The following is an 11,732-nucleotide window of genomic DNA, read 5'->3' on the forward strand; positions in this document are numbered from 1 at the left end:
CCTGCATCCCACCGAGCCCGTCCCGCCCGGTTGTCGCCCCGTCGCCGGTAGCGCTCATCTGGAGGTCCCATGTCGTCCCTGCCCCTCAGCCGACGCCGCGTGCTGCAGGCGGCCGGCGCCACCGCCGTGCTCTCCGCGACCGGAGCCACGACGCTCGGCGCGGGCCCCGCCGCCGCTGCCGTGGTCCCGCCAGCGCGGTCGGACATCGGCGTCGGTGCCTACCCCTTCGAGTTCGGTCAGGTGCGACTGACCGCCGGCCGCTGGCTGGACAACCAGACCCGCACCCTGAACTACCTGCGCGTCGTCGACGTCGACCGGATGCTCTACAACTTCCGCGCCAACCACCGGCTCTCCACCAACGGCGCCGCCACCAACGGCGGCTGGGACGCGCCGAACTTCCCGTTCCGGACCCACATGCAGGGGCACTTCCTGACCGCGTGGGCCCAGGCGTACGCGGTGCTGGGCGACACCACCTGCCGGGACAAGGCGAACTACATGGTCGCCGAGATGGCCAAGTGCCAGGCGAACAACGGCGCGGCCGGGTTCGGGTCGGGATACCTCTCCGGTTTCCCGGAGTCCGACTTCACCGCGCTCGAGGCACGGACGCTGTCCAACGGCAACGTGCCCTACTACTGCATCCACAAGACGCTCGCCGGTCTGCTCGACGTCTGGCGCTACACCGGCAACACCCAGGCCCGTACGGTGCTGCTGGCCCTCGCCGGCTGGGTCGACACCCGCACGTCCCGGCTCAGCTCCAGCCAGATGCAGTCGATGCTCGGCACCGAGTTCGGTGGCATGAACGAGGTGCTGACCGACATCTACCAGCAGACCGGTGACACCCGGTGGCTCACCACCGCCCAGCGGTTCGACCACGCCGCCGTGTTCAACCCCCTGGCCTCCAACCAGGACCAGCTCAACGGACTGCACGCCAACACGCAGGTGCCCAAGTGGGTCGGCGCCGCCCGCGAGTTCAAGGCCACCGGGACGACCCGCTACCGGGACATCGCCAGCAACGCGTGGAACATCACCGTCGGCGCGCACTCCTACGTCATCGGCGGCAACAGCCAGGCCGAGCACTTCCGGGCGCCCAACGCGATCGCCGGGTACCTCACCAACGACACCTGCGAGCAGTGCAACACCTACAACATGCTCAAGCTGACGCGGGAGCTGTGGCTGCTCGACCCGAACCGCACCGACTACTTCGACTACTACGAGCGCGCCACGATCAACCACCTGATCGGCGCGCAGAACCCGGCCGACAGCCACGGTCACATCACCTACTTCACCCCGCTGAAGCCGGGCGGCCGGCGGGGCGTGGGCCCGGCGTGGGGCGGCGGCACCTGGAGCACCGACTACAACTCGTTCTGGTGCTGCCAGGGCACCGGCGTGGAGATCAACACGAAGTTGATGGACTCCATCTACTTCTACAGCGGCACGACGCTGACCGTGAACCTGTTCGTGCCCTCGGAGCTGACCTGGTCGCAGCGGGGCATCACGGTCACGCAGAGCACCACGTACCCGGTCAGCGACACCACCACGCTCACCCTCGGCGGCACGATGAGCGGCTCGTGGAGCGTCCGCGTCCGCATTCCGGCGTGGACCAGCGGCGCGACGATCAGCGTCAACGGTGTGGCGCAGTCCGTCGCCACGACGCCCGGCAGCTACGCCACGGTCACGCGTACCTGGGCCGCCGGAGACACCATCACCGTGCGTCTGCCGATGCGTGTCGTCGTGCAGCCGACCAACGACAACCCCAGCGTCGCCGCCGTCACCTACGGCCCGAGCGTGCTCTGCGGCAACTACGGCAACACCACGCTGAGCGCGCCGCCGGCACTCAACGTCTCGTCCATCGCCCGGACCAGCACCAGCTCGCTGGCGTTCACCGCCACCGCGAACGGGTCCACCGTCAACCTCGGGCCGTTCCAGGACGCCCACGGCTTCAACTACACCGTCTACTGGAACACCAGCGGCAGCAGCGGTGGGGGCAGCCACCGGCTGGTCAACGTCGGCAGCGGGATGGTGCTCGGCATCCAGAACATGTCCACCGCCGACGGTGGGCTGGCTCTGCAGTGGGACGACAGCGGCACCGCCGACCACAACTGGGTGGTGGTGACCGACGGCAACGCCGTCCGGTTCCGCAACGTCAACAGCGGGAAGGTCCTCGGTGTGGAGAACATGTCCACCGCCGACAACGCCCGCGTCCTGCAGTGGGCCGACAACGGCACCGCCGACCACCGGTGGACCCTGGTGGACAACGGCGACGGCACCTACAAGATCCGCAACGTCAACAGCGGCAAGCTGCTCGGCATCCTCAACGGGTCCACCGCGCGTGGCGCGCAGGCCGTACAGGACTCCGACAACGGCAGCGCGGACAACCGCTGGCGGCTGGTGGCCAACGCCTAGACCGTCACGTCGATGGCTCGGCCTGGCCGGGGCGTGTGTCGAAATCCTGAACCGAGGGCTTCGACACACGCCCTTGGTGCTGTCTCGGCACGGTCGCGAGATCTTGCCGTACTCTCTTGCGCGGATAGGTCTGTAATGCAAAGCTAACTTCATGACACACGAATCCGCTCCGCAGGCCGACGGCCCTCGCGAGCTGTTGGCGGCCGTGCGCGACCTGACACGCCAGGTCCATGTCGCCCAGCGCGGCACCTGGTTTCCGCTGCTGGTCCTCGCGGTGGTCACCCTGGTCGCGATACCCGTCTACCGGTACGCCCCCTACCTCGACCTGTTCGACACCTGCCGATCCCGCCCACAGGACAGGGTCTGCATGGCGCCCAACCCGACCGAGCTCGGATACTGGACGGTCGCGCTGGTGCTCGCCTACGCGGCGATCGCGGGCTTCTACGTCAGGCAGTCCCGGCGGCGTGGCGTGGGCACCCCGATCCGCCCCTACGTCGTCGTCGGCGTCGCGTTGGCCGTGCTGATGACGGCCGTGTCGATCTGGCTGACGTTCCACCCGCTCATCCCCGTCCCCGCCGACCCCTTCTCCACCGACCCGGCCGCGATCGAGGTCGGGCCGGCGGCATGGCTTGTCAACGGGCTGGCCAGTCCCATCGCGGTCATCGCGCTGGCGCTGCTGGTGCTCGCGTGGGTCGAACGCAACTGGGCGCTGCTGGCGTACAGCCTCGCCTTCCTGGCGATCGTGATGGTGCAGGGCGGCCAGGTCATCCACGCGACCTCGCAGTGGTTCTTCCTGCCTCAGCTGCTCGTCCCGGCGGCGCTACTGCTGCTCGGCAGTGCCGCTTTCGCCCTGTTCCGGCCGAGCACCGAGGTTCCGGGGCGATGACCGACCATCCCACCAATGGCCTCGACGACGTGGTCCACCAGCGCGTCCGACTGGGCATCCTGGCGATCGCGCACCAGGCTCGCCAGGTCGAGTTCGGCTTTCTGCGCACCACCCTGCAGCTGACCGCAGGCAACCTTGGGCAGCACCTGACCGTCTTGGAGAAGGCCGAGCTGATCCAGATCGAGAAGGGCTACGAGGGCAAGCGCCCACGCACCTGGGTGACTCTCACCGCTGCCGGTCGGGCAGCCCTGCGTGTAGAGATCGCCCACCTCAAGCAACTCATCCAGCAGGTCGAGCAGGCGGAGACGGCGCCGGCCGCCGACCGGTGACCAGCGGGCTGAATCACGTCGACAAACCCCATCGACGTCTCGGCCGGCCAGCCTGAACCTCCTGCGCCTGATCGCCGGTGAGCTGCAGATGGCCGACGTACGCGCGCAGGTCGCGCTCTCGCTCTTCACCGACTTCGAGAACTTCAGGGTCTTCAAGCCCAACGACCACCACCGGGACGCGCTCAACGTGACCCTCGACCAGGTCGTGGCCTGGAGCGCCGCGCTCGCGCCGCTGCGCCAGGGCTGACCCGCTTCGCGTACGCCTCAAGACGGCCTCGGGAGTCCTTCCCGGGGCCGTCTGAGTTCGACCAGACGTGGTGGGCGGCGCCGGTGTGACGGTCAGCACGGCGCTACGAGGGCCACTACCCTCGGCGGGATGAGCCGAGCTGCCAACCCTCAGCGGGCTCCGCTGTGGCGGGACCGCTCCTTCGGCACGTACTGGATCGCGCAGTCGCTCTCCGCGGCCGGTGACGCGTTCGCCTACCTGGCGGTGCCGCTGCTGGTGTTGCAGGCGACCGGGTCGGTGGCGCAGATGGGCCTGCTCACCGCCGTCGCGGGCGCGGCGTCCGTGGTCGCGGGGATCTTCGGCGGGGTGCTGGTCGACCGGTACGACCGCCGTACGCTGATGATCGTCGCGGACCTGGCCCGTCTGGTCCTCTACGCCGTGGTGCCGCTGGCCTGGCTCGCGGGCCCGCAGGTCTGGCTGCTCTTCGTCGTGCTGCCGATCTGCGAGGCGGCCGGCATGCTGTTCCAGGTCGCGGCGGTGACCGCGGTGCGCAACCTCGTCGACTCCGACCGGCTCACCGAGGCCAACGGCCGGCTCCAGGCGACGTTCGCGGCGGCCGCGGTTCTCGGGCCGCTGCTCGCCGGTGTGGTGTCGGCCCGCTTCGGCCCGGCGGTCGCCATCGCCGTCAACGCGGCGAGCTTCGCGCTCTCGGCCGCCGGCCTGCGGCTGGTCCGGCTGCGCCGGGCTCAGGCCGCCGACGTCGCGCCGGTGCCCCGGGAGCGCCCGCTGGCCGAGTTCCTGGCCGGGGCGCGGTTCCTGTGGCGACAGCCCGTGCTCCGCGCGCTGACCGTCCTGCTGTCGGTGTTCATCTTCCTGACCTACGGTTTCACCGATGTGCTGATCTACCACGTGACGCACGACCTCGGCGGCACCGAGCGCACGGTCGGCACGGTGCTCGGCCTGGCGGCGCTGGGCACGGTCGCCGGGGCGCTGCTGGTGGCCCCGCTGCGTCGTCGGCGCGGCTTCGGCGTCACCTGGATCGGGGCGCACGCCGTCTGCGGGTTCGCGGTGGCGGGCGCCGGCATGGCGACGAGCGTGCCGGCGGTCACCGCGCTGACTGCCGTCTACCTGTGCTGTCTCAGCGTCAGTGGGATCTGCTCGATGTCACTGCGCCAGGAGATCACCCCCGACCATCTGCTCGGCCGGGTCACCTCGGCGTTCTGGAGCACGCACTACGCCCTCGGACCGGCCGGCGCCGCCATCCTGACCTGGACCGCCGGCCGGTACGGCGTCGCGGCTGTCGCGTTCGTGGCCGGAGCGGGCTGCCTGCTGGTCGCGGTCGGCGGGCTGTTCACCCCGATCCGCACAGCTGGCGCGCAGCCCCGTCTGTCGCCTCCGGCCGTCCCGGTGGGTCAGGCCGGCTGACCACCGGCGGGGCGGTCAGAACTCCTGGTACATGACGTGCAGGCCGACCCGGCCGAGGGTGGGGTGGCGGAACGCGCCCGGCACCGTGCCGACCACGTGGAAGCCCTCCCTGCGGTACAGCTCGACCGCCGATCGGTTGGTCTCCACCACGGCGTTGAACTGCATGCCGGCGTACCCCCGTCGCCGTGCCCAGGTCAGGGCGTCCCGGCACAGCGCGGTACCCACGCCCCGGCCGCGCGCGTCGGCGGCGACCAGGAAACTGGCGGTGGACACGTGGGCGCCCGGCCCGGGCCGGTTGGTGCCCATCTTCGCGGTGCCGAGGACCCGCTCGCCGTCGACCGCGACGACGGTCCGCCCGGGCGGGGCCTCCACCCAGATGCGGTACGCCGTGTCCGCCGTCATTTCCGGGTCGTAGGGGAAGGTCTCCTGTGCCCGGACCACCTCCTCGATGATCGGCCACACCTGCGACCAGTCCTGGTCGTCGAACTCGCGGATCAGCACCGGCGCAGGCTACGCGCGGCGCTCCGGGTGGGGACAGCGGATTTCGACTGTCGAACTTTCCCGGCGGTGGCTGCATCCGGGCGGTGTGCAGGCCGCGAAGCATGTGTCGTGACGAGACGTCACGGATCCGTCGCTTCGACGAAAGGCCCGCTGATGAAGATCGCACGATTCGCCGCCCGGATGGCGGTGGGCGCCGTGGCCACCGCGCTGGCCACCACCGCCGTGGCCGTGCCGGCCCAGGCGACCGGTAAGGCCAAGCCGCTCGGCACGAAGTCGCTCGCCCAGGTGCTCACGAAGGACACGAGCGGCTTCGACCGCAACTCGCGGGACTTCGACGTACTGACCGCGGCCGTGCTGGCGGTGCTCGAGGCCAAGCCGGACTCGCCGGTGAAGGTGCTCACGGACGGCACCGTCGCACTGACCGCGTTCCTGCCCAACGACGCCGCGTTCCAGCAGCTGGTGCGCGAGCTGACCCACGCCCGGAAGCTGCCCGGTGAGAGCGCCGCGTTCGCGGCGGTCGCCGGGCTGGGCATCGACACCGTGGAGACGGTGCTGCTCTACCACGTCGTGCCGAGCGCGACCATCGACCGCCGGGCGGCCCTCAAGGCCGACGGCGCGGAGCTGACCACCGCCCTCGGCCCGACCGTCGAGGTCGACGTCCGCACCTACTGGCACATCTTCCGCCAGCTGCGGCTGGTCGACGCCGACACCAACGACCGTGACGCCCGCGTGGTCGCGTTCGACGTCAACAAGGGCAACCGGCAGATCGCGCACACCGTGGACCGGGTGCTGCGCCCGATCGACCTGCCCTGACCCACCCGGGTGGCGGCCGACCCCGCGTCGGCCGCCACCCGCGCGGCCCGCGCCGTGGGGACAGCCCCGGCCTGATCTTCTCGTCCCGCGGCGCCGTCGGGCGGGCGTGTCGCTCCGGTTCGTCCTCGATCCGCAGACCAGGTACGCCCGGTCGACAGTCGTGACAGGACGCCGCGGGGCCGACTCCGGTCAGGAGGCGGCGTCGGCCCGCCGGGCGCGGGGCGCCGACCCTGCCGTCTCGCGCCGATGGGCCGGCGCCGGCCCGGACGTGTCGCGGCGGATCAGCTCGGCGGGGAGCACCTCGACCCGGGGCGCCGGCGCCTCCGCGCCGAGCACCAGGGACATCGCCCGGACTCCCATGTCGACAAGCGGCAGCCGCACGGTGGTCAGCGCGGGTGTCACGTCCCGGGCGATCGGCATGTCGTCGAAGCCGACCACGGAGACCTGCTGCGGCACCGCCAGCGAGCGGGCCCGCAGGGTGGCGAGGGCGCCGATGGCCATCGAGTCGTTGAGGGCCACGATCGCGGTCAGCCCGGGATCGGCGTCGAGCAGCCGGGCGGTGGCCTCGGCGCCGCCGTCGCGGTCGAACTCGGCGTACCGGATGCGGCGCTCGGGCAGCTCGCGGCCCTGCTCGGCGAGGGCCTCTTTGAGCCCGGCCAGCCGATCGGTGGTGGTGGTGAGGATGCGGGGGCCCGCGACCACGCCGATCGCCCGGTGCCCCAGCTCGCACAGTTCGCGACCGGCGAGGTGACCGCCGGCCCGGTTGTCCGGCATGACGGCGTCGCCGGAGTGCTCGTGGCGGCCGATGACCGCGACCCGCCCGCCGGTCGCCTCGTACGCGGCGAGCTTCTCGTTGAGCTGCCGGGTGAACGCCTCGTCGTGGTAGCCGGAGCCAGCCAGGATCAGCGCCGCCACCTGGTGGCCGCGCAGCAGCTCCACGTACTCCAGCTCGCGATCCGGGTCGCGGTAGCTGTTGCAGATCATCAGCAGCCGGCCCTGGTCCGTGGCGACCCGTTGCAGCCCTCGGGTGATCTCGGCGAAGTACGGGTCGGAGACGTCGTGCACGATCACGCCGACCGCGCTGCGGTGCGAGCGGGCCAGCAGTTGGGCGTGCGCGTTGGGCACGTACTGCAACTCGGCGACGGCGGCCAGCACCCGTTCGCGCAGCTCGTCGGTGACCGGTTTGCTGCTGCCGTTGATGACGCGGGAGGCGGTGGCGGGTGAGACGCCCGCGCGCCGCGCCACGTCGGACAGGGTCGCCATGGCCCGCCCCCTCGGTCTGTTGACGGCGTTTCGCCGCGCCGGCTAGCGTCACCGTACCGCAGAGAAAGCCCTTTCCCGCAGGGAGGCCCGGCCATGTCCGATCGCTTCGCGGCGCTTCCCGGCGGGATCGGCGTCTCCCGGCTGCGCGTCTACGACACGGTCGCGCCGGACGGCGTGGTCGGTGGCACCCCGCACGTGCACCTGTGCTGCACCGAGGGGTACGTGGTGACCGACGGCGAGGGCGCGGTGCAGACCCTGACCACGGCCGGCTTCCGGGAGACGCCGCTGCGGCCGGGGGTGGTGGTCTGGTTCGAGCCGGGCACCGTGCACCGCCTGGTGAACGGGGGCGGGCTGAGCATCGTGGTGCTCATGCAGAACAGCGGACTGCCCGAGGCCGGCGACGCGGTGCTGACCTTCCCACCCGAGGTGCTGGCCGATCCGGCGGCGTACGCCGCGGCGGCGGCGCTGCCCGACGGGGGAGCGCCGGGCGCGGACGTGCGCGCCGCGTACCGGCGGCGGGATCTGGCGGTGACCGGCTTCTCGGCGCTGCGGTCCGGCGGGCCGGCGGCGCTGGCCGCGTTCCACGCCGCCGCGATCGCGCTGCGCCGGCCGTTGCTGACGCGCTGGCGGCAGCGGTGGGAGTCCGGCGCCGGCCGTGCCGCCGCCGACACCGCCGTGCAGCTCGACGCCCTCGAGCGGGGGGACGCCGGGCACCTGGGCGACGCCGGGGTGTACGCGGTGGCCGAGCCGGTCGAGCGGAGCCGGCTCGGGATGTGCGGCCTCCTCGACACCTACCCGGCTGGCGGCTGACGGCGCCGTCGGTCCAGGTTGGACTGTCCTGATCTCCTCGAACACTGACGTCGGGGTGTCCCGACAGCCGTCTTCGGGAGGTCGAGGTGATCTCGAAGTGGCCCGGCGCGTGCGGCGCCGGGCCGATCGACGAATAGATCGAGGAAAGGCCTTGCCCGGCGTGAGGGGGCCGCCTACGCTCCAGGAAAGCGTTTGCCTGATCCGCCGACCGGCCCGCTCCACGAGTGCCGTGCCGGGCCCCCGAGGAGGTTCCGCGTGACCGAGAACTCTTTGGACACGGCGGGCCGGCCGGCCGCCGCCGACCACGCGAGCGGTGCGCGGGCAGCCGCCTCCGAGCCCGCTTCCGGGCCCGGAAGCGTCGGTGCGCCGGCGTTCGTCGGCGGCCCGACGTCGTCCACGGTGGTGCAACCGCCGCCTGGCGGTGGCCGTCCACCACGCCCGACGCTCGGTCGGCGCGCGGCGGCCCTCGCCGACTCGCTGTGGCGACCGGCGCTGGTGCTGGTCGCCTTCTTCGCCGCCTGGTGGTTCGTCGCCGCCCGGGAGTACGTGCCGAACTACCTGGTGCCCACTCCCGGCCAGGTCTGGACCACGATGACCGGCCAGTGGTCCGAGCTGGCCCGGCACACCATGGTCACGCTCTACGAGACGGTGCTCGGCTTCGTGCTGGCCGCCGCGCTGGGGCTGGCCACCGCTGTCGCCATCGCCTACTCGCGCACCCTGGACAAGGCGCTCTACCCGATCGTCCTGTTCGCACAGGTCATCCCGAAGATCGCCATCGCGCCGCTGCTGGTGGTCTGGTTCGGTCTCGGCCTCACCCCGAAGATCATCCTGGCCGTGCTCATCGCGTTCTTCCCGGTGGTCATCTCCGGGGTGGCCGGCCTGCGGTCCACCGACCCGGAGCTGCTCGACCTCTCCGCCACCATGGGCGCCGGGCCGTGGCGCACCTTCCGCAAGATCCGCTTTCCGAACGCGTTGCCGCACCTGATGGCCGGCCTCAAGGTGGCCGTCACCCTCGCCGTGGTCGGTGCCGTGGTCGGCGAGTTCGTCGGCGCCAGCGAAGGGCTCGGCTACGTCCTCTTGCTGGCCAACGGCAACCTCGACGCCCCACTGCTGTTCGCCGACCTGATCCTGATGTCCGCCATCGGCATCGTCCTGTTCGTCCTGGTCGAGATCGCCGAGGCACTGCTCATCCCGTGGCACGCCAGCCGTCGCGCCGGCGTGTCCCTCACCACCTCCTGACCGACCCCATCACGGAGGCACCGATGAAACGCACCGCCACCACCATCCTGGCCACCGCCGCCCTGCTCCTTTCCGCCACCGGCTGCGGTGCGGACGACTCCACGGGCAAGACCGGCGCCGACGGCAGCAAACAGGTCACCCTCACCCTCAACTGGGTGCCGTACGGCGAGCACGCTCCCTTCTACTACGGCCTGCAGAAGGGCTACTACTCCGCCGAGGGCATCGACCTGAAGATCCTGCCCGGCAACGGCTCCGGCAACACGGTCAAGCAGGTCGCCCAGAAGCAGACCGACTTCGGCTGGGCCGACAGCCCGGTGCTGCTCAAGTCCGTGGCCAGCGGGATGCCGGTGCGCAGCCTCGGCGCGTACCTGGAGAAGGGCCCGTCCTCGGTCGAGTTCTTCACCGAGGAGAACATCAAGACCCCGGCCGACCTCAAGGGCAAGACCGTCGGCGGCACCCCCGGCGACGCCCTCTACGCGACCTTCCCGGCCTGGCTGGAGAAGAACGGCGTCAACAAGAACGACGTCAAGGTCGTCAACGTGGACGCCGCCGGCAAGATCGCCGCGCTCGCCGAGGGCAAGGTCGACGCCATCATGGGCTTCTTCCACGACCAGGCCCCGACCATCGAGAGCAAGACCGGCAAGAAGGTCGACGTGCTGCTCTTCGCCGACTACGGGATGAACCTGCTCGGCACCGGCCTGATCGCCAACACGCAGACCCTGCAGAAGGACCCGGAGTTGGCCCGCAAGTTCGTCCGGGCCACCCAGAAGTCCTGGTCCGACGCCGCCCGCGACCCCGCCGGCGCGGTGAGCGCCATGGTCGCGCTCGCCGAGAACGAGCCCGCCCCCGAGGTGCTCACCAAACAGCTCACCCTCAACCTGCCGCTGCTCGGCGCGGAGGGCCCGCCCGGGGTCAACACCGAGGCCCAGTGGTCCGAGACCATCGACCTGATGTCGCGCTACGCCGAGCTGAAGGACCCGGGGGCGCCCAACGCGTACTGGGACTCCTCGTACGCGGCGCAGGGGTGACCCGGTGAGCGCCGCGCCGGCAGCGACCGGCACCGCCATCGGGATGTCCGGGGTGACCGTCCGGTTCACCACCCGGCGGTCGCAGACCACCGCCCTCGACGACGTGTCCCTCGACATGAAGCCGGGGGAGTTCGTCACCATCGTCGGCCCGTCCGGCTGCGGCAAGTCCACCCTCCTGAAGATCGTCGCCGGGCTGGTCAAGCCCACCAGCGGCGAGGTGTCGCTGCTGGAGCGCCCGGTACGCGGCCCGCAGAAGGAGATCGGCTTCGTCTTCCAGAAGGCCGCGCTGCTCGAGTGGCGCGGCGCGCGGGCCAACATCCTGCTCCAGGCCGAGATGCGGGGCATGGACCGGGCACGGGCGGCCCGCCGCGCCGACGAGCTGATCGAGATGACCGGCCTGACCGGCTTCGAGAAGGCGTTGCCGCACGAGCTGTCCGGCGGCATGCAGCAGCGGGTGGCGCTGTGCCGCGCGCTGCTGCACGCCCCGCCGGTGCTGCTCATGGACGAGCCCTTCGGCGCCCTGGACGCGCTGACCCGGGAGCAGATGAACGCCGAGCTGCACCGCATCTGGCGGGAGACCGGCACCACTGTGGTGCTGGTCACCCACTCCATCGCCGAGGCGGTCTTCCTCGGCACCCGGGTCGTGGTGATGAGTGCCCGGCCGGGCCGGATCATCCGCACCTTCCCGGTCGAGCTGCCGGCGCACCGCGACTACGCGCAGGTGATGTCGGATTCCCGCTTCGACCGGCTCGCCACCGAACTGCGCGGGTTGCTCGGCAGCGCGGCCGCCAACCACTGAACGCGGATCG

Annotated in this window: 12 protein-coding genes; 10 read left to right on the forward strand and 2 right to left on the reverse strand. The window is 71.4% G+C overall.

Annotation, left to right across the window (positions count from 1 at the left end; translation table 11 throughout):
- Window positions 1-69 precede the first annotated feature (69 nt).
- From ABZU53_RS09960 to ABZU53_RS09980, 5 genes are all read left to right on the forward strand, one after another.
- Window positions 70-2,403: a beta-L-arabinofuranosidase domain-containing protein gene (locus tag ABZU53_RS09960; protein WP_355065066.1), complete on the forward strand. Its 2,334-nt coding sequence runs from the start codon at window positions 70-72 to the stop codon at window positions 2,401-2,403.
- Window positions 2,404-2,554: 151 nt separating this feature from the next.
- Window positions 2,555-3,289: a hypothetical protein gene (locus tag ABZU53_RS09965; protein WP_355065068.1), complete on the forward strand. Its 735-nt coding sequence runs from the start codon at window positions 2,555-2,557 to the stop codon at window positions 3,287-3,289.
- Window positions 3,286-3,618, forward strand: coding sequence for a transcriptional regulator (locus ABZU53_RS09970; protein WP_355065070.1), 333 nt, complete (start codon window positions 3,286-3,288; stop codon window positions 3,616-3,618). The genes ABZU53_RS09965 and ABZU53_RS09970 overlap by 4 nt, the downstream gene beginning before the upstream one ends.
- Before the next feature lie 88 nt (window positions 3,619-3,706).
- Window positions 3,707-3,865, forward strand: coding sequence for a hypothetical protein (locus ABZU53_RS09975; RefSeq protein ID WP_355065072.1), 159 nt, complete (start codon window positions 3,707-3,709; stop codon window positions 3,863-3,865).
- Between the two features lie 129 nt (window positions 3,866-3,994).
- Window positions 3,995-5,269, forward strand: a complete 1,275-nt coding sequence (locus tag ABZU53_RS09980) for an MFS transporter (RefSeq protein ID WP_355065074.1) — start codon at window positions 3,995-3,997, stop codon at window positions 5,267-5,269.
- A 15-nt stretch (window positions 5,270-5,284) separates the two neighbouring features.
- On the opposite strand, the gene ABZU53_RS09985 is transcribed toward ABZU53_RS09980, so the two are convergent.
- Window positions 5,285-5,770: a GNAT family N-acetyltransferase gene (locus ABZU53_RS09985; RefSeq protein WP_355065076.1), complete on the reverse strand. Its 486-nt coding sequence runs from the start codon at window positions 5,768-5,770 to the stop codon at window positions 5,285-5,287.
- A 153-nt stretch (window positions 5,771-5,923) separates the two neighbouring features.
- On the opposite strand from ABZU53_RS09985, the gene ABZU53_RS09990 reads away from it, so the two are divergent.
- On the forward strand, window positions 5,924-6,583 hold the full coding sequence (locus tag ABZU53_RS09990; protein WP_355065078.1) for a fasciclin domain-containing protein: 660 nt from the start codon (window positions 5,924-5,926) through the stop codon (window positions 6,581-6,583).
- Window positions 6,584-6,772: 189 nt separating this feature from the next.
- Here ABZU53_RS09990 and ABZU53_RS09995 read toward each other — a convergent pair whose 3' ends face one another.
- Window positions 6,773-7,846, reverse strand: a complete 1,074-nt coding sequence (locus tag ABZU53_RS09995; protein ID WP_355065080.1) for a LacI family DNA-binding transcriptional regulator — start codon at window positions 7,844-7,846, stop codon at window positions 6,773-6,775.
- Between the two features lie 93 nt (window positions 7,847-7,939).
- On the opposite strand from ABZU53_RS09995, the gene ABZU53_RS10000 reads away from it, so the two are divergent.
- From ABZU53_RS10000 to ABZU53_RS10015, 4 genes are all read left to right on the forward strand, one after another.
- Window positions 7,940-8,656 carry a cupin gene (locus tag ABZU53_RS10000; protein ID WP_355065082.1) on the forward strand — a complete coding sequence of 239 codons (717 nt, stop codon included), beginning with the start codon at window positions 7,940-7,942 and terminating at the stop codon, window positions 8,654-8,656.
- A 255-nt stretch (window positions 8,657-8,911) separates the two neighbouring features.
- On the forward strand, window positions 8,912-9,895 hold the full coding sequence (locus ABZU53_RS10005) for an ABC transporter permease (RefSeq protein ID WP_355065083.1): 984 nt from the start codon (window positions 8,912-8,914) through the stop codon (window positions 9,893-9,895).
- Window positions 9,896-9,918: 23 nt separating this feature from the next.
- Window positions 9,919-10,923, forward strand: a complete 1,005-nt coding sequence (locus tag ABZU53_RS10010; protein WP_355065085.1) for an ABC transporter substrate-binding protein — start codon at window positions 9,919-9,921, stop codon at window positions 10,921-10,923.
- A gap of 4 nt (window positions 10,924-10,927) precedes the next feature.
- The gene (locus ABZU53_RS10015) at window positions 10,928-11,722 is read left to right on the forward strand and encodes an ABC transporter ATP-binding protein (RefSeq protein WP_355065087.1); all 795 of its coding nucleotides are present in this window, start codon (window positions 10,928-10,930) and stop codon (window positions 11,720-11,722) included.
- Window positions 11,723-11,732 lie beyond the last annotated feature (10 nt).

The sequence above is a fragment of the Micromonospora sp. NPDC005194 genome (assembly GCF_040608335.1).
Lineage (GTDB): Bacteria > Actinomycetota > Actinomycetes > Mycobacteriales > Micromonosporaceae > Micromonospora.